This is a genomic window from Comamonas avium (assembly GCF_014836675.1).
Classification (GTDB): Bacteria; Pseudomonadota; Gammaproteobacteria; order Burkholderiales; family Burkholderiaceae_C; genus Comamonas; species Comamonas avium.
Window position 1 is genome coordinate 259,035 of sequence record NZ_JACSQK010000002.1, and the last position, 20,780, is coordinate 279,814.

19 protein-coding genes are annotated in these 20,780 nt (G+C 61.1%); 9 read left to right on the forward strand and 10 right to left on the reverse strand.

All coding sequences use genetic code 11. The features are described 5' to 3' along the window. Nucleotides 1-146: 146 nt before the first annotated feature. Together H9646_RS03790 and H9646_RS03795 are read right to left on the reverse strand one after the other, a co-directional pair. On the reverse strand, nt 147-1,187 hold the full coding sequence (locus H9646_RS03790) for a DMT family transporter (RefSeq protein WP_318244901.1): 1,041 nt from the start codon (nt 1,185-1,187) through the stop codon (nt 147-149). A gap of 36 nt (nt 1,188-1,223) precedes the next feature. After that, nucleotides 1,224-1,910, reverse strand: a complete 687-nt coding sequence (locus tag H9646_RS03795; RefSeq protein ID WP_191722007.1) for a helix-turn-helix domain-containing protein — start codon at nt 1,908-1,910, stop codon at nt 1,224-1,226. A 59-nt stretch (nt 1,911-1,969) separates the two neighbouring features. Here H9646_RS03795 and H9646_RS03800 point away from each other — a divergent pair, with 59 nt between their 5' ends. The 3 genes from H9646_RS03800 (at nt 1,970) to H9646_RS03810 (ending at nt 5,383) form a co-directional block, all read left to right on the forward strand. Then, nucleotides 1,970-3,313, forward strand: a complete 1,344-nt coding sequence (locus H9646_RS03800) for an AmpG family muropeptide MFS transporter (RefSeq protein ID WP_191722008.1) — start codon at nt 1,970-1,972, stop codon at nt 3,311-3,313. A gap of 103 nt (nt 3,314-3,416) precedes the next feature. Then, nucleotides 3,417-4,148, forward strand: a complete 732-nt coding sequence (locus tag H9646_RS03805; protein WP_191722009.1) for a response regulator — start codon at nt 3,417-3,419, stop codon at nt 4,146-4,148. A 5-nt stretch (nt 4,149-4,153) separates the two neighbouring features. Further along, nucleotides 4,154-5,383: an ATP-binding protein gene (locus H9646_RS03810; protein WP_191722010.1), complete on the forward strand. Its 1,230-nt coding sequence runs from the start codon at nt 4,154-4,156 to the stop codon at nt 5,381-5,383. Nucleotides 5,384-5,460: 77 nt separating this feature from the next. On the opposite strand, the gene H9646_RS03815 is transcribed toward H9646_RS03810, so the two are convergent. Both H9646_RS03815 and H9646_RS03820 read right to left on the reverse strand, forming a co-directional pair. Then, complete coding sequence (locus tag H9646_RS03815) at nt 5,461-5,886, reverse strand: universal stress protein (protein WP_191722011.1); 426 nt, start codon at nt 5,884-5,886, stop codon at nt 5,461-5,463. A 103-nt stretch (nt 5,887-5,989) separates the two neighbouring features. Continuing rightward, nucleotides 5,990-6,844: a metallophosphoesterase gene (locus H9646_RS03820; RefSeq protein ID WP_191722012.1), complete on the reverse strand. Its 855-nt coding sequence runs from the start codon at nt 6,842-6,844 to the stop codon at nt 5,990-5,992. Between the two features lie 118 nt (nt 6,845-6,962). On the opposite strand from H9646_RS03820, the gene H9646_RS03825 reads away from it, so the two are divergent. Then, on the forward strand, nt 6,963-7,667 hold the full coding sequence (locus H9646_RS03825) for a hypothetical protein (RefSeq protein WP_191722013.1): 705 nt from the start codon (nt 6,963-6,965) through the stop codon (nt 7,665-7,667). Here H9646_RS03825 and H9646_RS03830 read toward each other — a convergent pair. Then, nucleotides 7,632-8,588 carry a LysR family transcriptional regulator gene (locus tag H9646_RS03830; protein ID WP_191722014.1) on the reverse strand — a complete coding sequence of 319 codons (957 nt, stop codon included), beginning with the start codon at nt 8,586-8,588 and terminating at the stop codon, nt 7,632-7,634. The genes H9646_RS03825 and H9646_RS03830 overlap by 36 nt on opposite strands. Before the next feature lie 148 nt (nt 8,589-8,736). Here H9646_RS03830 and H9646_RS03835 point away from each other — a divergent pair, with 148 nt between their 5' ends. Then, nucleotides 8,737-8,949 carry a hypothetical protein gene (locus tag H9646_RS03835; RefSeq protein ID WP_191722015.1) on the forward strand — a complete coding sequence of 71 codons (213 nt, stop codon included), beginning with the start codon at nt 8,737-8,739 and terminating at the stop codon, nt 8,947-8,949. Between the two features lie 175 nt (nt 8,950-9,124). On the opposite strand, the gene H9646_RS03840 is transcribed toward H9646_RS03835, so the two are convergent. Further along, entirely contained in the window at nt 9,125-10,993 is a 1,869-nt protein-coding gene (locus H9646_RS03840; RefSeq protein WP_191722016.1) for a phosphoenolpyruvate carboxykinase (GTP), read from the reverse strand. A gap of 289 nt (nt 10,994-11,282) precedes the next feature. Here H9646_RS03840 and H9646_RS03845 point away from each other — a divergent pair, with 289 nt between their 5' ends. The 4 genes from H9646_RS03845 (at nt 11,283) to H9646_RS03860 (ending at nt 15,355) form a co-directional block, all read left to right on the forward strand. Beyond that, on the forward strand, nt 11,283-12,665 hold the full coding sequence (locus tag H9646_RS03845) for an FAD-binding oxidoreductase (protein WP_191722017.1): 1,383 nt from the start codon (nt 11,283-11,285) through the stop codon (nt 12,663-12,665). Nucleotides 12,666-12,737: 72 nt separating this feature from the next. After that, nucleotides 12,738-13,544 carry an N-formylglutamate deformylase gene (hutG, locus tag H9646_RS03850; RefSeq protein WP_191722018.1) on the forward strand — a complete coding sequence of 269 codons (807 nt, stop codon included), beginning with the start codon at nt 12,738-12,740 and terminating at the stop codon, nt 13,542-13,544. Continuing rightward, nucleotides 13,541-14,224 (forward strand): DNA oxidative demethylase AlkB, encoded by a 684-nt coding sequence (gene alkB, locus H9646_RS03855; RefSeq protein ID WP_191722019.1) that lies wholly within the window; start codon nt 13,541-13,543, stop codon nt 14,222-14,224. Before hutG ends, alkB begins: the two co-directional genes overlap by 4 nt. Before the next feature lie 66 nt (nt 14,225-14,290). Next, nucleotides 14,291-15,355, forward strand: a complete 1,065-nt coding sequence (locus H9646_RS03860; RefSeq protein ID WP_191722020.1) for a homocysteine S-methyltransferase family protein — start codon at nt 14,291-14,293, stop codon at nt 15,353-15,355. Between the two features lie 248 nt (nt 15,356-15,603). On the opposite strand, the gene H9646_RS03865 is transcribed toward H9646_RS03860, so the two are convergent. From H9646_RS03865 to nirK, 4 genes are all read right to left on the reverse strand, one after another. After that, nucleotides 15,604-16,026, reverse strand: coding sequence for a hemerythrin domain-containing protein (locus H9646_RS03865; RefSeq protein WP_191722021.1), 423 nt, complete (start codon nt 16,024-16,026; stop codon nt 15,604-15,606). A gap of 58 nt (nt 16,027-16,084) precedes the next feature. Next, entirely contained in the window at nt 16,085-18,373 is a 2,289-nt protein-coding gene (locus H9646_RS03870) for a nitric-oxide reductase large subunit (protein WP_191722022.1), read from the reverse strand. Between the two features lie 22 nt (nt 18,374-18,395). Then, nucleotides 18,396-19,073 carry an iron-sulfur cluster repair protein YtfE gene (gene ytfE / locus H9646_RS03875; RefSeq protein WP_191722023.1) on the reverse strand — a complete coding sequence of 226 codons (678 nt, stop codon included), beginning with the start codon at nt 19,071-19,073 and terminating at the stop codon, nt 18,396-18,398. A gap of 114 nt (nt 19,074-19,187) precedes the next feature. Continuing rightward, nucleotides 19,188-20,627 (reverse strand): copper-containing nitrite reductase, encoded by a 1,440-nt coding sequence (gene nirK / locus H9646_RS03880; RefSeq protein ID WP_191722024.1) that lies wholly within the window; start codon nt 20,625-20,627, stop codon nt 19,188-19,190. Between the last annotated feature and the right edge of the window lie 153 nt (nt 20,628-20,780).

The following is a 20,780-nucleotide window of genomic DNA, read 5'->3' on the forward strand; positions in this document are numbered from 1 at the left end:
CCACAAGCTGTGCGCTGCGCCGGTGTGGCGCGAGCCACAGTGGCACAAGGGCGCGTTGTCAGAATCGGCTGTGGAGGGCTGGGGCAGGAAAGGGCGCATAAATGACTCCGTCTTCAATGCGCCACAGTGTAGAAGCTGGCGTGTACCTAAGTTTGTCGGCTTTGACGCATTTCGCTGTGCACCACCAGCCATAGCCCCAGCAACACCAGCGCCAGCCCTGCCAATGCCAGCCAGCTGGGAGATTCGCCCACCACCCAAATAGACAGCGCAAAGGCGGTGATGGGCTCAAACTTACTCAGCGCCACACTGGTGGCTGCGGAAACGCTGCGCAGCCCAATAGAGAACAGCAGGTATGCCACGCCAGTAGCGACTACCCCCAGATACACCACCACCGCCCAGCCTTGGGCGTTGAAATGGGGGGGGCCACCCAGAGCGGCTGCAATGGGTAATGCAATGAGTGCTGCGCTGAAGAACACCCATGCGTTCACCCGCGTGACGCCGGATTGCAAAATCAGCGGCTGGCTGACGATGGCATAAGCCCCATAGGCAAACCCGGCCAGCAGGCACAGAGCCAGCCCGATAAACGAAGTGTGCATGGCCCCCGCTTTGCCCAGCGTCATGACAAAGCCACCGACTACGCCAATAGCTGTGCCCAGCCACCACAAACCATGGGGCCAGCGCCGCAAGATAAGGGCTTGCAGCAAGCCTGCCCAGACGGGGCTGGAGCCAATGGCCACGGCAGTACCCAGACCGATGCCTGTGTATTGCAGCCCTGCAAAAAAAGCCATGTTGTAGGTCACCATGCACAGGGCGCACAGCAGTACGCGTGCCCAGTTCAGTGGTGCAGACTTTGCTGCGGTACGGGTGTGCAATAAACGGTTGAGCAGCAGAAAGAACGTGCCAGCCATGACCAGGCGCAGCGCGCCCACCCAGAAAGGCGGCATGCCTGCGGGTGCAAAACTGTGGGCAGTGCCCGTGGTGCCCCAGAGCACTGCAGCCAAAAGCACAAGCACGACACCGTGCATGGAAGAAAAAGATTGCGGCATGCTGAGCATGTTGCCAGCCAGCTGGCCAGCAAATGTCGAGAAACGCGCATTCTGCGCGCAAGGCATCAAAGCTTGCGCGCCCCGCCCGTACTGCAGCCGTTGCTGTGCCGTGTCGTGCGGCTTTGCGCTTTGTCTCTTCACGGTCAGCCTTTGATGGGCTGGAGCGTGTGACAGGCTCTAAGGCTTGCGCAACTGGCGTGCTCCCGTGCTGCGATCGCGTCGCAGCGCATAGGCCAAAGCGCTGGCGCTGGCATAGCCGCAGGCAGTGGCGCACGATTGCAGGTTGCGCCCACGCGCCAGCTGGCGCTGCGCCTCATCCAGCCGTAAGCTGCGCAGCCATTGCTGGGGTGTGGCGCCGGTCAGCTCGTGCCAGCGCGCATGAAAACGCTGGGCACTGAGGTGTGTCAGTGCTGCCAGGCGCGCCGTGGGCCATGGTGCATGCAGCTCAGTGCGTACCTGGCGTTCAATAGCCTGCACGTCCACGCTGCGGCGCGAGAGCAGCAGGGGCGATTGCAGCAGCAATTGCAGACGTGCTTCAGGGTGCAGCTGGTGGGGCATGCAGCGCGCCGCAGCAGGCACCTGAAAGCGTCGTACCTTGTCGAGCGCAGGGTAGGTGCTGGCTGCAACATCCAGCACCAGCATTTGGGCCCCAGGGGGGGCCAGATAGCCGTGCCGACAGCCAGCGGGAATCAGCAGGCCGCAGGCGGTATCGACAAAAGAGGCGCGGCCCTCGACTTCCAGCTCCATGCGCCCCGTCAGTGCATAGAGCAACTGGGTGTGCCCCTGGTGCACATGTGCAGCATGCTCGCCGCAATAGTGGCGAATGCTGCAATCAACGGTAACAGGCTGGTGGGCGTTGGACATGGTGAGCCAATATGGTAGCTGGGCTGGTGATAATGGGACAACGCTTTTTGCACAGCACCATGTCTGACGCCTCATCTCCCGAATCCCCCGAGCCTTCCAAACCCCGCCGTTCCTGGGCCGCCACGGTAAAGGTGTATGCCGAGCCAGCCAGTCTGCGCATGCTGGCGTTGGGGTTCTCAGCCGGATTGCCCCTGCTGCTGGTGCTGGGAACGCTTTCATTTTGGTTGCGCGAGGCGGGGATCAACCGCACCACGATTGGTTACCTGAGCTGGGTGGCACTGGCTTACGCCTTCAAATGGTTGTGGTCGCCCTTGGTGGATCGCATGCCTTTGCCCTTGCTCACCCGGGTGCTGGGGCGTAGGCGCAGCTGGTTGCTGCTGTCGCAGGCCATGATCATGGCGGGTCTGGTGGGCATGGCGTTCAGCGACCCGCTGCGTGCGCTGGACCCCATCGTGTGGTGTGCCCTGGCGGTGGCCTTTGGTTCTGCGACGCAGGACATTGCGCTGGATGCTTTTCGCATTGAGTCGGCAGATGCTGAGCGGCAGGCCGCGCTGGCGGCCACCTACCAGACAGGCTACCGTCTGGCCATGATCTGGGCGGGTGCCGGCGCGCTGTGGCTGGCGGCCAGAGCGCAGGGCGATGTCACAGGCTATGTGCACAGCGCATGGCAGCTTGCATATCTGGTGATGGCAGCGAGCATGCTGGTGGGGGTGGTGACCGTGCTGTGTTCCAGAGAGCCCAACCCCAAGCCGCTGGTGCCGTCCAAAAATATCGGTGAATGGCTGAAAGTGGCATTGGTGGCCCCGTTTGCCGACTTTGTGCAGCGCTACCGCTGGCAGGCCGCGCTGGTGTTGGCGCTGATTGCGGTCTATCGCATCAGCGATGTGGTGATGGGCATCATGGCCAACCCTTTCTATGTAGACATGGGCTTCAGCAAGGACGAGGTGGCGGCGGTGACCAAGGTCTTTGGCGTCATCATGACGCTGCTGGGGGCCTTCATTGGCGGCGTGATGGCCATGCGCTGGGGCGTAATGCGCGTGCTGATGCTCGGTGCCATTTTGTCGGCGGCCAGTAACTTGCTGTTTGCCTGGCTGGCCACGCGGGGACATGATTTAACAGGGCTGACGCTGGTGGTCAGTGCCGACAATCTGGCGGGGGGGATTGCTTCGGCAGCCTTCATCGCCTACCTGTCAAGTCTGACGAACGTGCAGTACTCGGCCACGCAGTACGCGTTGTTCAGCTCCATGATGCTGCTGGCACCCAAATGGCTGGCGGGCTTTTCAGGGCGGTTTGTGGATGCCTACGGTTATGAGTCATTTTTTATCGCAACAGCTTGTCTGGGGCTTCCCGTGTTGATTTTGGTGGCGTTGGCATCGAAGGTAAAAATAGGCTCAGACCGTTGACAGACCAGCGTGGGCAGCTTCTCGATAGCTGCTGCGCGCCCGGTTGCGCGCGATTTACCTTGGCTTTACGCAGCAGATAAACAGCGCGCCTACACTGCAGGCTATGAGCACACATACCCTGTTGATGATTGAAGACGATGTGCGCCTGGCCGATATGGTCAGCGACTATCTGGGGCAAAACAGTTTGTCGGTCGTGCATTGCGCCGATGCCACCAGTGGGCTGGCCAGACTGCAGGGTGGTGCGGGCGCATTGCCTGATTTGCTGATCCTTGACTTGATGCTGCCGGACATGGATGGCCTGGAAGTGTGCCGCCGTGTGCGTGCAATGCCGGGGCCAGTGGCCAAAGTTCCGGTGCTCATGCTCACCGCCAAGGGCGACCCCATGGACCGCGTGATTGGTCTGGAGCTGGGGGCCGATGATTACTTGCCCAAACCTTTTGAACCCCGTGAATTGCTGGCCCGCATTCGCGCCATCTTGCGTCGGCGCGGCGATGATTTCACACCGGCTTCGGTTCAGGCTGCAGCCAATGTGATGCGCTTTGGCTCTCTGGAGATTGACCGTGATGCCCGCACCGTCAGTGTGGCTGGCGAAAGCGCAGAGCTGACCAGCTACCAGTTTGATTTGCTGGTTGCGCTGGCCGAGCGAGCCGGTCGTGTGCTGACGCGTGACCAGATCATGGAGGCCGTGCGAGGCCGTGAACTGGAGGCATTTGACCGATCGATTGACGTACACATGGGCCGCATTCGTGCCGCCATTGAAGTGGACCCCAAAGCCCCCAAGCGCATTTTGACGGTGCGTGGCGTGGGCTATGTGTTTGCCAAGCAGCAGGATTGAGGCGCATGTTCAAGGCATTTTCCCAGCGCTTGTACCTGCGCATCTGGCTGGCCGTGGTGGGCGGGGTCGCCGTGCTGACCCTGCTGGTGGGCTGGGCGTGGCAGATGGCGGCCGAGCAAAACGCGCAAAACCAGACCGCCCCTTCGCAGCGCGAGCTGGTCATGACCGATGCACAAGGCAATGTCATTGTGCAAGGGCGTGCCTCCCGTGTGTACAGCCCCAACGATGGACTGGTATTTGAAATTGACACGGCCAAGGGCGAAAGCTGGAAGTTGTCCATGGGCGCTCGTACGCCGCACAACAACCGCCCTCCACCAGGCGGGCATGCGGCGTTCTGGCTGCGCCCGCCATTTGGTTTCTTGTGGCTGCTGGGCATGATTGGCGTGGTCGTCATCGTGGGGGTGTTTCCCATCATTCGCCGTTTGCTCAAGCGCCTTGAAAACCTGCAGCGCGGTGTGCAACGCTTTGGCGAAGGCGATCTGTCAGTGCGCGTTGCCACCGAAGGACAAGATGAGGTGGCAGATCTGGCGCGCCAGTTCAATGCTGCCGCCAGCCGTGTTCAGGAACTGGTGCAGTCGCACAAGGCCTTGCTGGCGAACGCATCGCACGAGTTGCGCTCACCGCTGGCGCGTATTCGCATGGGATTGGAGCTGATGGGGGGAGATGCCTCCGTCTCTGCGGCCAAGGCAGAGATTCAGCGCAACATCAATGAGCTGGACCAGTTGGTGGATGAAATTTTGCTGGCCAGCCGGCTGGATTCGCCAGATGTAGATATCGGCAGCACCGAGTCCATAGACCTGATTGGGCTGGCTGCTGAAGAGTGCGCTCGTGTGGAGGCCGAGCTGATTTTGCAGGGGGTGGACGCGCTGGAGGTGCAGGCGATTGCCAAATTGCTGCGCCGCGCCGTACGCAACCTGCTTGAAAACGCACGCCGCTACAGCCAAGGAGAGGTCACTTTGACTCTCAGCCAAGAGGGCGACACTGCGGTGGTGCGTGTTGAAGACCACGGCCCTGGTGTGCCACTTGGGCAGCGTGAGCGTATTTTTGAGAAGTTCTACCGCCTGCCCGGCGCCAGTGAACGCTCCGGCGGCGTGGGGCTGGGGCTGGCCCTGGTGCGCAGCATTGCCTTGCACCATGGTGGCAGTGTGCGCTGCAAAGACCGCTGCGATGGCCTGCAAGGGGCGTGTTTTGAGCTGCGATTGCCTCAGGCCATGCCCGCATCAGGGCAGGTTTGAGTGCCGGAGTGTGCAGGCAGATCAGCCAACAAAAAAGCCGGAGGTAACTCCGGCTTTTTTGTTGCATGCGCAGTCGATTAGCGCACCAGCATGACGGGCACTGAGCAGTTCGCCAGTACCTTCGTGGATACCGAACCCATCACCAGCTTGCCCAGCGAGCCGTGGCCGTGGGTGCCCATGATGATCAGGTCAAACTTTTCGTCTTCTGCAACCTTTGCAATCACTTCACCGGCGGGGCCGATTTCGGCGCGGCGTGCGGGCGTGATACCGCTTTGGCCCAGGAATTTGGTGACGGGGTCCAGCACCTTGGTGGCTTCTTCAGCGTAGTACTCATCGACCATGTCTTTGCTCAGTGCGGCACGTGCACGGGGAGGCAGGGCGGATTGGACGGTCAGGACGGTGTAGTCGTGACGGCCTGCAGCAACCAGCTCATCGTGGGCGGCCAGATAGGCCAGCATTTTTTTGGTGAAGGGGCTACCGTCAACAGCAAGCAGGATTTTCATGAGACATCTTTCCAAATTGATGAGGACAAGGGTAAACAATGGGGCGCGTGTTGTCTTGACTTAAGTCATGTTTTTGGAGCGCTGCAACCTGAAAACACTGAAATCATAAGGTGATGCAGGCGCTGGCAAGGAAATGCCCCTGCTCACCTTTGCGGGCATAGCCCAGTGGGTTGGCGACGACGCGGCAGCGCCATTCGCTGCCGTCGGCGTGCAAGCCCTGCACCTGGTAATCGCTGGGAGCATGCAGGTGGCCGTGCAGCCACAGGTCGGCATGGGCAAGCAGGTCATCCAGCGCATTGCAAAAACCTGCCGTGCCGGGTACCAGGCCATAGCGTGGGTCGTGGCTTTGCAGGCTGGGGGCAAAGTGGGTGATGGCCACGGTTTTGCCTGCAAAGGGTTGCTGCAAAGCGTGGCGCAGCCAGTCCTGGCACACCAAGGCTTGCTCACGCATGGGCTCGGCCAGAAAGGGCTGGCCGTGGCGTGTACCGCCAGTTTTGCGTAAATAGAAGTTGGCGGCCCGGAAGGATTTTTCACGCTGCTTGAGCAGGCGCCCTACGTCACCAGCCTGCACCTGGGGATCCAGCAGGGCGATGGCGTCATAGTCGGTCCACAAGGTGGTGCCTACAAAGCGCACCTGGTTCAAGACCAGACTTTCTCGCTCAAGCCAGATGATGCCCAGGGCATCGCAGACACGGCGCAGCCGCGCATGGGCCACATCCCAGTCCTGCATGTCGTACTCGTGGTTGCCTGGAACAAAAATCACGGGGCATGGCCATGACGCAAATTGCGGCAGCGGCGAGAAACGCTCCAGGCCGAAGTACTCATCCTGCAGCAAACCGCCCTCTTGGTAGGAGCCTATGTCGCCCGCCAGCACCAGGACCTCGGCATCCGGGGCCGCAGTGGGCTGAAAGTGGGGGTGAGCTTCAAGGTGGAGGTCGGAGAGCAGTTGTAATTTCATAGCGCCAGAGGAAATGCACAAAACGAATTCTCGTGCATGCACGCGTTTGGTGCAGCCTTTCTAGAATCGCGTTCTTTATCGAGATGTTGCTTACTTTTTGCAAGCAAGCTGGTCAAACATGAGAACCCTTGTAAATATACGATCCAGTAGCTGGCTGCTGCTGGCGGGCCTGTGCGTGAGCGTTGTGCTGTCAGTGGGATTACCACTGTCGTGGGGCCAGGAATATGGGCTCTTGGAGAACGTGCAGGCTGCCACGCTGCTGCTGGGCATGCTGGTGGCCTTGATGGCTGCGCGCCAGCAGCGGGGCATGGCCGCGAGCAAGATTTGGTGGGTGGCAGCGCTGTGCTGGCTGAGCGTGCTGGGTCATGAGCTGGCATGGGACGCGCTATCTGTCACCTCTGCCTCTGCCGGTGCAGGCGAGGCGATCGGCAGCTGGGGACTGCTGTGGTGGAAGCCCGCAATGATGGGTCTCTGTCTGGCCATGCTGCTGGCGTGCGTGTACTGGGTGGTGCGCCACCGGTTGATCAGCCGCGTTGTTTTGCGCTGGCTGCGCGAGCGGGCGATCCCCTGGGGTTGCCTGCTGGTGGCTGCGCTGGCCATGCTCCTGTCGGTGCTGGCGCAGGGCCATGGTAGCGCCTGGATGCATAAATTGCCCGATGCCACCTTGGCGGTCATGGGGGAAGTGGCCCAGTGCTGGACCTATGCTGCATTGTGGTGGGCACAGTGGGTGCTGCTGCACCACATGCAGGAGTGGCGCTCGTCCAGCTACCTGCAGACCATGCACTTTTCACTGACTAAAGGCCTTGAGCGTCGCACGATTTAAGGCTTGCAGCAGCCATTCATAGGCTGGCCGGTTGGGCCCCCGCTTGTGCCACAGGGCGTCGACGTGCACGGCCTGCACCTCCAGTGGCAGGGGGTGCACCTGCAACTGGTGCTGGATGCCGGTGATGGGCACAAAGTGCCGGGGCAGTACGGTCACCAGATCGGACTGGGTGACTACGCGTGCCGCAGTGGCGTACTGGTTGACGGTCAGCACAATGTGCCGCTCACGGCCCAGCGCAGCCAAGGCTTCATCAATGAAACCATAGGCCCGGCCTGAAAAGCTCACCAGCAGGTGCCGTGCTGCGCAGTAGTGCTCCAGCGTCAGTGGCATCAAGGCCAGCGGATGGCTTTTGCGCATGACTGCCACGTACTCCCCGTCATACAGCCTGCGGTGCTCATGCGGCACCAGTGCTCCGGACTGGGCACGGGCCGTCAGGTCGGCCAGCACGGCGGGAAAGTGCCCCACGGCCATGTCAGCGCTTTCTGCATCCAGCAAGCCACGGGGGTCGCGCGTGGTCAGCGGCACGATGCGGATCGATATGTGCGGAGCCTCACGCTCCAAAATTGGCACCAGATTGGGCACCAGCGTACCGGCGGTGGCATCGGCCATGGCCAGTACCAAAGTGATGCTGGCGGTAGCGGGGTCAAAGTGTGCTGGTGCCAGGCTTTGCTGCAGGTTGCCCAAAGCATCGCGCACGATGGGCCACAGCGTCAGCGCTCGCGGCGTGGGTTGTACGCCATGGCCCTGGCGAACCAGCAGTTCGTCGCCCAGCGCATCGCGCAAGCGGCGCATGGCATTGCTTACTGCTGGTTGAGTGAGTGCTAACTTGTCGGCGGCACGCGTCAAACTGCCTTCAGCCATGACGGCGTCAAAAACGCGAAGCAAATTCAAATCCAGCGCACGAAAGTCTTGAGGGCTCATGCTGCGGCATTTAATCATCACTGCCGTGAATGATTGGAATTCAAAATATAAATTTGAAAGGTTTTAGGGATAACCCTAGTATTGAGGCCTCGCATCACTAAGACTGCCACAAGCAACACTGCGGTGATGCACAGCCAAGGCCCCTATCATGACCACCTCGACCGCCCCCTATCCTGTCCGCACCACTCCCCGTGCATTGTTCCCATGGCTGGCCTCTATTGCCGCCAAGCAATGGAAGGCGTGGCAGGCTGCGCGCCGTGCGGTGCGTGCCGATGAGCTGACATGGAACATGGCGCTGCAAGATGCACGTGTGATGGCCGACCTGTCGCGTGCCATGTCTGCAACGGCTGCCAAACATTAAAACAGTGACGGACACCGCAGTGTCCGCACGCAAAAAGCCGCTGTCTGTGCAGCGGCTTTTTTGTTGATCCAAAGTGCAATATGTAAAAAAAGGAGCTTGCAGCGCAAGCTCCTTTTGCATTTGCGTATGTTTTGTATCTGAAGTGCTTTAAATACAAGCGTTGGCAGCTATTGTTTTAAGCAGCCAATCGTGCTTCCAGCTGTGCCTTGGTGTCCAGCAGGGCCTGAGGCATGCCGCTGGCCAATTGCTCAAAGTGCGCTGCGTGCAGCTGCATCTCTTGCGCCCAGGCGTCTTTGTCGATGCCGGTGACGGTGGCAAACTGCTCGGCGCTGAAGTTCATGCCTGTCCAGTTGATTTCACCGTATTGCGGAGCCACGCCAAAGGCGGTTTCCTGGCCTTGCATCTGGCCTTCGATGCGGTCAATCATCCACTTCAGAACGCGCATGTTTTCACCGTAGCCGGGCCAGACAAACTTGCCGTCGGCATCTTTGCGGAACCAGTTGGTGGTGAAAATCTTGGGCAGTGTGGCGCCCGTGGCTTGCATTTTCTGGCCCAGATCCAGCCAGTGCTGGAAGTAGTGGCTCATGTTGTATCCGGCAAATGGCAGCATCGCAAATGGATCGCGGCGCACCACGCCTTGTGCGCCAAAGGCGGCGGCAGTGGTTTCTGAACCCATGGTGGCAGCCATGTACACGCCTTCGGTCCAGTCACGCGCTTCAGTCACCAAAGGCACGGTGGTAGAGCGGCGGCCACCGAAGATGAATGCATCAATCTTCACGCCTGCTGGGTCGTCCCAGGCTTCGTCCAGCGCCGGGTTGTTGATGGCGGCTACGGTAAAGCGGGCGTTGGGGTGGGCAGCCTTGGCGCCCGTTTCCTTGGCGATGGCGGGTGTCCAGTCTCGGCCTTGCCAGTCGATCAGGTGCTCGGGCACAAAGCCTGTGTCCTTTTCCATGCCTTCCCACCACACGTCGCCGTCGTCGGTCAGCGCAACGTTGGTGAAGATCACGTTCTCGTTGAGGCTCTTCATGCAGTTGGGGTTGGTCAGCATGTTGGTGCCGGGGGCCACGCCAAAGTAACCGGCCTCGGGGTTGATGGCGCGCAGGCTGCCGTCGGCCTGAGGCTTGATCCAGGCGATATCGTCACCAATGGTGGTGACCTTCCAGCCGTCAAAGCCAGCCGGAGGCACCAGCATGGAGAAGTTGGTCTTGCCGCAGGCCGAGGGGAAGGCGGCTGCCACGTGGTACTTCTTGCCCTGAGGGTTGCTTACGCCCAAGATCAGCATGTGCTCTGCCAGCCAGCCCTGATCGCGGCCCATGGTGGAGGCAATGCGCAGCGCAAAACACTTTTTGCCCAGCAGCGCGTTGCCGCCGTAGCCCGAGCCATACGACCAGATTTCGCGCGTTTCTGGGTAATGCACGATGTACTTGGTCGTGGGGTTGCACGGCCAGCTGGTGGTGTCTTTCTCGCCGTCCTTGAGTGGCGCGCCCACGGTGTGCACGCAGGGCACAAACTCGCCATCGGTGCCAATCACGTCGTACACGGCCTTGCCCATGCGGGTCATGATCTTCATGTTGACGGCCACATAGGCGCTGTCAGACAGCTCAATACCAATGTGTGCAATGGGTGAGCCCAGGGGACCCATGGAAAACGGCACCACATACATGGTGCGCCCGGCCATGCAGCCGTCAAACAGGGGGTTCAAGAGCGCGCGCATTTCTGCGGGCGCTTTCCAGTTGTTGGTGGGGCCGGCGTTTTCTTCTTTTTCGCAGCAGATGAAAGTGCGGTCTTCTACGCGGGCCACGTCCGATGGGTCAGAGCAGGCCAGAAAGCTGTTGGCGCGCTTGGCGGGGTTGAGCTTTTTGAAGGTACCTGCATCCACCAGTTGCTGGCACAGCGCGTCGTACTCGGCTTGCGAGCCATCGCACCAATGCACCTTGGCGGGCTTGCACAAGGCCACCATTTCACTGACCCAGGCAATCAGCTGGGGGTTTTTTACATAGTCTGGGGCCTGCACTTGCAGAGCCTTGGGCGCGGCTGCGTTCATCGATGTCTCCGGGATAGTTAAAAGCGGTGATGACAGGCTCCACGCGGAGACTCTCAGCACCGTTTTTTGCTTTTCTCTCTGGTTTGATATGCCACATTTTTCGGCAGCAGGCGGTCATTCTAGGCAGGCGTCATAAAAAAGCCATCCGTGCTGCATGGAAAACTATGCATTTAGTGCATTACTTTATGCAAATCAAAATCTGCGCAATTCGCCAGGATTTGGGATGTGGGTAGGCACAGTGGCGGCAGGTGTGATCGCCCGCACAATGCAGGCAGTGAAAGGTTTAGCGATGTCTCAACAACAATTCTTGGAAGCTTTGCTGCAAACGCTGGGTGCAGATACGGTGCTGGTAGGTGATGCGGTGCAAGCGCGCTACCACACGGACTGGAGCGGCACGCCGCCTGTGGCCCCGCTGGCCTTGGTGCGCCCGCGCAGCACAGAAGATGTCAGCGCTGCCCTGCGGCTGTGCCATGCGCACCGCATCCCTGTGGTGCCTCAGGGCGGCTTGACGGGGCTGGCCGGTGGTGCTGTGCCCGTGCAGGCAAGTGTGGCCATCTCCATGGAGCGCATGAGCGCTATCGAAGACATCAGCGCCCGCTCTGCCGTGATGACGGTGCAGGCCGGAGCCACATTGCAGGCCGTGCAAGAGGCGGCAGTGCAAGCGGGTCTGGTGTTTGGTGTGGATCTGGGCGCGCGCGGCAGCTGCCAGATTGGCGGCAACGTGGCCACCAATGCAGGTGGCAATGGTGTGCTGCAGCACGGCATGATGCGCGAGCAAGTGCTGGGGCTGGAGGTGGTGCTGGCCGACGGCAGCGTGCTGCCCATGCTGCGCCCCATGATCAAGAACAACACGGGCTACGACCTCAAACAGTTTTTCATTGGCTCTGAAGGTACGCTGGGCGTCATCACCCGCGTGCTGCTGCGTCTGCGCCCCCAGCCGCAAGCCAAGGCCACAGCCTTGGTGGCCATGCCCAGTTTTGATGCCGCACTGGCCGTGCTGCAGCACATGCAGCAGCGCTTTGGCAACAGCGTGGCTGCGTTTGAATTGATGTGGGACAGTTTTGTGCAGGCCTCTGTGCAATGGCAGCAACTGCAAGCCCCATTTGCTGAAAACCACCCTTTTCTGGCGCTGATCGATGTCGACGGCAAAGACGAGGCCAGCCTGCGAGATGCCGTAGAAGAAGCCTTGGGCGCTGCCATGGAAGGCGGGGATGTGCTGGATGCCGTGATTGCCCAGTCGCACACCCAGGCCAAAGCGCTGTGGAAACTGCGCGAGGCCCCGGCAGAACTCAATAACAACATGCACCCGCCCATCAACTTTGATGTGAGCCTGCCACAGGCAGACATTGGCCGCTTTGCGCAGGCCATACAGGCCGCGTTCGATGCGCGCTGGCCCGGTCACTTCACACTGTTTTTTGGCCACGTGGGCGACGGCAATCTGCATGTCTCCACCGATGGCGCTACCGTGAATGGCGAGTGCGAGGCCGTGGAAGAGATGCTCTACCAGGTGGTGGGCGAATTTCATGGCTCGGTGTCTGCAGAGCACGGTATTGGACTGCACAAAAAGCCGTATCTGGCCTTGAGCCGAACCCCGCAAGAGCTGGCCGCCATGCGCGCCATCAAGGCTGCGTGGGACCCGCTGGGCATCCTCAACCCCGGCAAAGTGCTGTAAAGCAAGCCGCGTCAAGGCGTGCCATGGCGCGCCTCTTGCTTTGGAACTGGTATTTTTGATAGCTATCTGCGTATGACCCAAGCTCCTTCGCCCTTTGTTTTTCACCAAGGCACAGCGCCTTTACTGATCTCCATGCCGCATGCGGGCACGCATGTGCCGCCGCCGATCGCTGACAGCCTGACCGCAGAAGCCCGGCAGGTGCCCGATACCGACTGGCACATGCCGCTGCTGTACGACTTTGCCAAAGCCATGGGAGCTTCCATTCTTGTGGCCACGCATTCGCGCTATGTGGTCGATCTGAACCGCCCGCCCAATGGTGAAAGCCTGTACCCCGGCCAAAGCGTGACGGGGCTGTGTCCGGTCGATACCTTTGCCGATACACCGCTGTACGCCGATGCGCGGCAAAGCGTAGAGGCTGCTGAAGTGGTACGCCGCCGCGATGCCTACTGGCAGCCCTACCACGGCCAACTGCGTGCCGAGCTGGACCGTCTGCAGGCCACGCATGGCCGTGCTGTGCTGTGGGATGCGCATTCCATCCGTTCCGTGCTGCCGCGCTTTTTTGAGGGCAAGCTGCCCGACCTGAATCTGGGCACGGTGGATGGCACCAGCTGCGATGCCGCACTGGCGCAGCAACTGCTGCAGATTGCGCAAACGGCCCCGGGGCATACGGCGGTGCTCAATGGCCGCTTCAAGGGTGGCTACATCACGCGCCACTACGGCCAGCCTGCGCGCAACATCCACGCCGTGCAGCTGGAGATGACGCAGTGCAGCTACATGCAAGAGGCGCTGCCGTTTGACTACCTGCCCGAGCGCGCTGAACGCATTCAACCCACGCTGCAGCGCATGCTGCAAGCTGCACTGGACTTTGCCAGGGCATGAGCCTGCCGCTGTTTGACACCCCTGCCTTGCCACCGCACACCCTGGACGATGGCGCTGTGCTGCTGCGTGGCTGGGCCGCTGCGCAAGAGGATGCATGGGTGGCCGCCGTGCGCAGTGTGGCTGCACAGGCTGCGTTTCGCACCATGGTGCGCCCCGGCGGCGCGGCCTTGTCGGTGGCCATGACCAATTGCGGCGACTGGGGCTGGGTGTCAGACGCACAGCGTTACAGCTACAGCAGCACCGATCCACGCACGGGCCTGCCCTGGCCAGCCATGCCTGCCTTCATGTTCGAGCAGGCGGTGGCAGCTGCACAAGCGGCAGGCTATGGCGGCTACGCACCGGATGCCTGTCTGATGAACCGCTACCAGCCCGGAGCCAGACTGACGCTGCACCGCGACGAAGATGAGATGGACTGGCATGCCCCCATCGTCTCTGTCTCGCTGGGGTTGCCGTGCACCTTTCTATGGGGCGGGCTGACACGCCAGTCGCCCGTGCGCCGCGTGCCTTTGATGCACGGGGACGTACTGGTCTGGGGTGGCGCCACGCGCATGGCCTACCACGGCGTCAATCCGCTCAAGGATGGCAGGCATCACCTGCTGGGGGCAGAGCGCTGGAATCTGACCTTTCGCATGGCCAAGCGCTACTACGACAGTGGCGCTGCCCCCGCTGCTGCGCACTGAGGCCTTCGCGCATGAAATGCGCCCAAGCCCGGCAGGGCAGAGATGGCAAACCTACAATCGGGGGCTATGAGCCTGCCCCACTACACCCGCGCCCAAGAGCTGCCTGCCCTGCTGCAGCAACGTATTGCCATTCTGGATGGTGCCATGGGCACCATGATTCAACGCTTCAAGCTGGGTGAAGCCCAGTACCGGGGCGAAGGCTACCAAGGCGCAGATGGCGCAGGCAACCGTTTTGCCGACTTTGCCCACGACGTGAAGGGCAACAACGAGCTGCTGTCCATCACCCGCCCGGACGTGATTCGGGACATCCACGAAAAGTACCTGGCCGCCGGTGCCGACCTGATCGAGACCAACACCTTTGGCGCGACCACCGTGGCGCAAGAGGACTACCACATGGCCGATCTGGCGCGAGAGATGAACCTCAAGAGCGCCCAGCTGGCCCGTGCCGCCTGCGACAAGTACAGCGTGAATGGCCGCAAGTGCTATGTGGCCGGTGCACTGGGCCCTACGCCCAAGACCGCATCGATCAGCCCTGACGTGAACGACCCCGGTGCTCGCAATGTGAGTTTTGAGACACTGCGTCAGGCGTACTTTGAGCAGACCGTGGATCTGATCAACGGCGGCGCGGACGTGATTTTGGTGGAAACCATTTTCGACACGCTCAACGCCAAGGCGGCGCTGTTTGCGGTGCAAGAGGCGTTTGAGGCCACGGGCGAAGTGCTGCCCATCATGATCAGCGGCACCGTGACCGATGCGTCGGGCCGCATCTTGTCGGGCCAGACCGTAACGGCCTTCTGGCACAGCGTGCGCCACAGCAACCCCCTGTCGGTGGGCCTGAACTGCGCGTTGGGTGCCACGCTGATGCGCCCCTACATTCAGGAGCTGGCCAAGGCCGCGCCAGACACCTTCATCAGTTGCTACCCCAACGCAGGTTTGCCCAATCCCATGAGCGACACCGGCTTTGATGAAACGCCCGATGTCACCAGCCGTCTGGTGCATGAGTTTGCGGCCGAAGGCCTGGTCAACATTGTGGGCGGCTGCTGCGGCACTACGCCCGATCACATTGGCGCGATTGCCAAGGCGGTGTCTGGCGACAAGGGCCGCAAGCTGTTCTATCCCGCTGAAGCCTGATGGCCAGACGAGCTGGCATTGAACGCTTTCTGAGTCAGCGTTGACAGCTATTTTTTCAAGCGCCTTGGGCATCGGTACAAGGCGCTTTTTGCATGGCGGTTTGCGCGGCTGCTGAACCTCTGCGCCTGAATGCACCAAAAAAAGCCCTGCAAAGCAGGGCTGTAAAGTGCCACTCAGGAAAACACAGGGACTAGGCCTGCGCGTGGTGCACGCTCAGGTCATGGTGTTGGGGCAGGGGGCTGGGCGCATCACGCCAACTCCGCCTGCGCTTCAATGCGCGGGTAAAACTCCAGGTTTTCGCGCTGCATGCGTTCGTGCAGGCGGCGCAGTACGTTGTTGGCATCGGCCCGAAAACCTTCTGCATCCTCGCGCAGGTGCTGTGCCGTATTCCAGCGGCGCACAAACGCGTCATAGGCCTGGGCCAGCGGTGCCATCTCGGCCTGGTACATGCGACCCAGCCGGGCCAGGTCTGCATCGTCGCCGCGCTGCAGCGACGGATACAGCGCCTGATCTTCCACGGCCAGATGCAGCTTGATCACGGCGCTCATGCCGACAATGCCTTCGGCAATGGCTTGCGCGTTGTCAGCTACACCGGCATGTGTGAGCGTACGCAGGGCGGCTACGCGGCGCAGGATGTCGGTGTGCTGGTGCTTGAGTTTGTCGATCTGCATAAAGCTTCCTTGTGTGGCGTGCACCCGCCGACCAAGCGGAGTGCACGCTGCATGGTGGTTATTTGGCTGGAATGACGTTGCTGGAGGCCGGGGTGGTGCGTGCCGGGGCCGAGTGGCCCAGCACACCCTTGACCACCTGCCATGCCATAGCCAGTGCGCCCACAATGAAGACCACATCACCAAAGGTGCGCACCCAGCGCAGCGTTTCCAGCAGCGGCTGCTGCATGAAAGCTTCGCTGCGTGCCCACCACAGGCCTTCGCTCACGCTGGCGTGGAACTGCAGGACCCCAATCGGCAGCAAGCTGGTGGCAATCATCAGTACCAGACCACCGTTGAGGCACCAGAAAGCGGTTTTCATCAGGCCTTCGCTGAAGGCCATCTGGGGGCGCACATAGCGCAGCACCATCAGGCTAAAGCCCAGCGCCAGGAAACCATACACACCGAACAGGGCCGCATGGGCGTGCAGTGGCGTGGTGTTCAGGCCCTGCACGTAGTACAGGGAGATGGGCGGGTTGATCATGAAACCAAAGACGCCTGCGCCCAGCATGTTCCAGAAGGCCACAGCCACAAAGCACATCAGCGGCCACTTGAGTTGCTGCATCCACGGCGCACGGTCTTTGAGGCGCCAGTTCTCCCAGGCTTCATGGCCCAGCACGATCAGCGGCACCACTTCCAGCGCACTGAAGGCTGCACCCACGGCCATCACCGGGGTGGTGGTGCCTGCAAAGTACAGGTGGTGGAAGGTGCCGGGAATGCCCCCCAGCAGGAACAGCGAGGCCGAGGCCAGACTGGCTGTGGTGGCCATGCGGCGCGAGACCAGCCCCATGCTGGAGAACACAAAGGCCAGGCCAGTGGTGGCAAAGACTTCAAAGAAGCCCTCTACCCACAGGTGCACCACCCACCAGCGCCAGTACTCCATCACGGTCAGGCTGGTGCGCTCGCCGTAAAACAGCCCCGCACCGTAGAACAGGCCAATGGCACCGCACGAACAGGTCAGCAGGGCCAGCAGGTTTTTGTCTTCGCCATTGCGCGCCAGCAATGCGGGCAGCACACCGCGCAGCATCAGCACCAGCCACAGCAGCATGCCCACCCATTTGAGGATCTGCCAGAAACGGCCCAGATCCACGTATTCATAGCCCTGGTGACCCAGCCAGAAGTTCCACTCTGCGGGCATGACCTGGGCAATCGCCAGGTAGTTGCCGACGAAAGAGCCGACGCAGACAAACACCAGCGCCCAGAACAGCACGTCCACGCCCAGTTTCTGGAATTTCGGGTCTTTGCCGCCGTTGATGACGGGGGCCAGAAACAGGCCCAGCGCCAGAAAGCCCGTGGCAATCCAGAACAGTGCACTTTGAATGTGCCAGGTGCGGGTGAGTGAGTAGGGGAACCATTGCGATACGTCTACGCCATAGAATTCCTGCCCTTCCACGGTGTAGTGCGCGGTAAAGCCGCCCAGCATCACCTGAAAGACAAACAGCCCGACGACCAGCAGCAAATACTTGGCCAAGGCGCGTTGTGAGGGAGTCAGGGCAAAGCGCGTCAGCGGGTCTTGCACAGGTGCGGGGACTTCCTCGGTGTCCTGGTGGCGCAGGAATGACCAGCCCCACACCAGAAAGCCCACGCCTGCCAGCAAGATCACCACGCTGGCAATCGACCAGACCACGTTCTCGCTGCTGGGCACGTTGCTGATCAGCGGTTCGTGCGGCCAGTTGTTGGTGTAGGTGACTTTGCTGTTGGGGCGCTCGGTGGCGGCGGCCCATGCTGTCCAGAAGAAGAACTTGGTCATCTGCGCGCGGCGCTCAGCGCTGGGCAGGGTGTTTTCCTTCATGGCAAAGCTCTCGCGGCTGCCGCGCAGGGCGGGCTCGTCCGAGAACAGTTGCTCGTAGTAGGTGGCAGTTTGTGCCATGGCCCGGGCACGGCGTTCGCTCACGGTCAGTGTGTCGTTGTCATCGACGCGGTTGTGGCGGTATTCGGCCTGCAGCTGTGCACGCAAAGCGGCTTGCTCGCCCACCCCCAGATCGGCATAGGCCTGTTTGTGGCGCTCTTGCGCGCCCAGCTCCAGCCACGCGGTCAGTTCGCGGTGCAGCCAGTCGGCAGTCCAGTCAGGGGCCTGGTAGGCACCGTGGCCCCAGATGGAGCCCAGCTGCATGCCGCCCACCGATTGCCAGGCGGTCTGGCCGTCAAGAATGTCTTCTTCGGTGAACAGCTTTTCGCCCTTTTCGGTGACCACATGGTCAGGGATGGGCGGGGCTGCGCGGTAAATGTCGACACCCAGATAGCCCAGCAGCGCGAACATCACGATGCACATGCCAATGAGCGTGAACCAGTGTTTTTTATACGGACCCATGGTGTGGTCTCCCTCTGTGCAGTTACAGCACCTGCGCGGGCGCAAAGCGCTCGAACAGGATGTTGTTCTCGGTATGAATGTGGGCAATCAGGTCATCGCGAAAGCTGCGCAACCCGGTGTAGAGCGCGCGCCATGTGGTGCAGGCGTCGCGTGGGGTGGTGATGTTGTCGGTCAGCTCGGCCAGACGGCGCAGCTCGGTGCCGTGGTCATCGTGCTCAGAGCGCATGGCCGAAATGGGCATGCTGGCCATGCCTCCCTGCCCCCGCGTAATCATGGGAAACAGCACCATCTCTTCCTTGCGCATGTGGCTGTCCAGCTCTTGCGCCATGGCCTCCAGATGGTCGGCCAGGCCGTGGGGGCAGTCTTGGCGGTCGCCGTGGACATGTTCCACGCGGCGTGCCAGTCGAATCAGCTCGGGTAGTTGCTCGCGGTGTACAGCGTGATAGCGCACCAGCAGGTGCTCCACCAGTTGCGTGTCGCTGGCATCGCTCCAGTCTTGCTCAGGCTCTGCGGCGGCGCGCTGCTCCAGATTTTTCAGTGCATCCACCAGGGGGCGGGGATCAATGCCCAGGGTTTCGGTGGCCGTGCGCAGACTGCGGTTGCCGGCGCAGCAAAAGTCCAGCTGGTGGGCATCGAACAGACCGGTGGCCCCGGGAATACGGCGGGCGAGCTGCCCCAATGATTGCTCCATGTAAGGCATGGTGAATCTCCTAGAAAGTCGTGAAAAAAGCGGCCACAAGGGCGTGCTGTGTGCGGGGAGCTGGCCTTGCCAGAGTAGGTGTCTGGCAAGGCGTGTGGTGGTGCGCTGGGTGCGTTACAGGGCGCTGGGCTTGTAGACGCCAGGGATGCCTTCGCCCGTGACTTCCAGCACGCCGACGGCGCCTTTGCCGGTGCGCGAGAGTGCATGGTCTACCAGCAGATAGCTGCCGGGGTAGTCCATCTTCAGCTCCACAATGGTGGCGCCGCCGGGGGCAACCACGGTGGTTTGCACGCTGTGCTTGATGGTGTTGAGTGCGGCTTCGCTGTAGACCTTGTCAAACACTTCGCCAATGATGTGGAACGAGGCAATCTTGTTGGGCCCGCCCACACCGAAATAGATGCGCACGGTCTCACCCACCTTGGCCTGCATCTTGTGCGTCTTGCTCAAGGCTCCGACCGCACCGTTGAACACGTAGTAGGTGGGCAGCTCATCGGACATTCTTTGCAGGTCCACGTCCTGGTGCACCTTGGCACCAATGGGGCGCTGTGTGTACATGTCGCCTTGCATCACATAGAACTCGCGGTCTACCTTGGGCAGGCCTTGTTCGGGCTCGACCAGAATCATTCCGTACATGCCTGCAGCAATGTGCTGTGGCACCAGCGGTGTAGCGCAGTGGTACACAAACAGGCCTGCGTGCATGGCCTTGAAGGTGATGGTTTTTTCTTGGCCGGGTGCAACCTGGGTGTGCTCGCCCCCTCCGTGCCCGCCTGTTACGGCATGCAGGTCGATGGAGTGGATGGCCTTGCTGTCCTTGGCATTGGCCAGTGTCAGCTCAATGGTGTCGCCCACCCGCGCACGCAGCATGGGGCCGGGGACCTGGCGGTTGAAGGTCCAGTAAGTAAAACTGGTGTCGTCATCCAGCTTGCCGGACAGCTCCACCGTCTCCAGGCGCACCTTCTGTACTTGCGGGGCATGCGCCGCAATGGGAGGTGGCAACTGGGTGGGGCTGGCCGAGATATCAACCGCCGTGGGGTCTGCGCCCTTTTGCGGCACGGTGATGGGTGTGTACAGCGCTAAAGCCGCATCGCTGGAGGTGCTGCTGGCAGATTTGGCTGGCTGTGATTTGCCCGTGACCTGAATGGTGCCAAACATGCCGACCTGGCGGTGCCCGGGGATGGAGCAGTAGTACTGAAACTCACCCGCCTGCGAGGCCGTGAAACGTACGCGCTGTGTGCCCTTGCCGCTGAACTTGGGCGATGCCACGCCCAGCTCGTCAATGCGCAAATCATGCTCGGCACCTTCTCCGCTGGCCAGCTCGATTTCGACGGTGTCACCCACTGCCACGGTCAGCGTGGGGTTGGCAACGCCTTTGTCATCCACGTAGACCATCTTGCCGTCCACCACATTGGTGTGCAGCACAAAGCGCTTGACGCTTTGCTGGGCGCTGGCGGAGGTGCCCGCCTTTTGGGGGGCTGCTTGCAGGGTGGGGGCAATACCAGACAGGGTCAGCGCGCAGATGGCTAGAGAGAGGGTGCGCAATGTGGGCTGTTTCATGGTTGTGGGCTCCAGTGAGTGAGGGCGGGTTTGCCGTCACTTCTCACTACGCACAGAACAGGCCAGAAAAAATCAAAATAAAAACAAGTGTTTACCCAGATCAAGGTCATAACTACCCGATCCAGTTAGGGTGAAAACAACCTTAGAAAGGTG

Excerpts from the sequence above, each read along its gene's own strand:
- alkB (WP_191722019.1), top strand. The coding sequence starts at position 13,541 with ATGAGCCTGCCGCTGTTTGACACCCCTGCCTTGCCACCGCACACCCTG.
- nirK (WP_191722024.1), bottom strand. The coding sequence starts at position 20,627 with ATGAAACAGCCCACATTGCGCACCCTCTCTCTAGCCATCTGCGCGCTG.
- H9646_RS03820 (WP_191722012.1), bottom strand. The coding sequence starts at position 6,844 with ATGAAATTACAACTGCTCTCCGACCTCCACCTTGAAGCTCACCCCCAC.
- H9646_RS03805 (WP_191722009.1), top strand. The coding sequence starts at position 3,417 with ATGAGCACACATACCCTGTTGATGATTGAAGACGATGTGCGCCTGGCC.
- H9646_RS03810 (WP_191722010.1), top strand. The coding sequence starts at position 4,154 with ATGTTCAAGGCATTTTCCCAGCGCTTGTACCTGCGCATCTGGCTGGCC.
- H9646_RS03870 (WP_191722022.1), bottom strand. The coding sequence starts at position 18,373 with ATGGGTCCGTATAAAAAACACTGGTTCACGCTCATTGGCATGTGCATC.
- H9646_RS03865 (WP_191722021.1), bottom strand. The coding sequence starts at position 16,026 with ATGCAGATCGACAAACTCAAGCACCAGCACACCGACATCCTGCGCCGC.
- H9646_RS03800 (WP_191722008.1), top strand. The coding sequence starts at position 1,970 with ATGTCTGACGCCTCATCTCCCGAATCCCCCGAGCCTTCCAAACCCCGC.
- H9646_RS03825 (WP_191722013.1), top strand. The coding sequence starts at position 6,963 with ATGAGAACCCTTGTAAATATACGATCCAGTAGCTGGCTGCTGCTGGCG.
- H9646_RS03815 (WP_191722011.1), bottom strand. The coding sequence starts at position 5,886 with ATGAAAATCCTGCTTGCTGTTGACGGTAGCCCCTTCACCAAAAAAATG.
- H9646_RS03830 (WP_191722014.1), bottom strand. The coding sequence starts at position 8,588 with ATGAGCCCTCAAGACTTTCGTGCGCTGGATTTGAATTTGCTTCGCGTT.
- H9646_RS03835 (WP_191722015.1), top strand. The coding sequence starts at position 8,737 with ATGACCACCTCGACCGCCCCCTATCCTGTCCGCACCACTCCCCGTGCA.
- H9646_RS03840 (WP_191722016.1), bottom strand. The coding sequence starts at position 10,993 with ATGAACGCAGCCGCGCCCAAGGCTCTGCAAGTGCAGGCCCCAGACTAT.
- H9646_RS03860 (WP_191722020.1), top strand. The coding sequence starts at position 14,291 with ATGAGCCTGCCCCACTACACCCGCGCCCAAGAGCTGCCTGCCCTGCTG.
- ytfE (WP_191722023.1), bottom strand. The coding sequence starts at position 19,073 with ATGCCTTACATGGAGCAATCATTGGGGCAGCTCGCCCGCCGTATTCCC.
- H9646_RS03795 (WP_191722007.1), bottom strand. The coding sequence starts at position 1,910 with ATGTCCAACGCCCACCAGCCTGTTACCGTTGATTGCAGCATTCGCCAC.
- hutG (WP_191722018.1), top strand. The coding sequence starts at position 12,738 with ATGACCCAAGCTCCTTCGCCCTTTGTTTTTCACCAAGGCACAGCGCCT.
- H9646_RS03845 (WP_191722017.1), top strand. The coding sequence starts at position 11,283 with ATGTCTCAACAACAATTCTTGGAAGCTTTGCTGCAAACGCTGGGTGCA.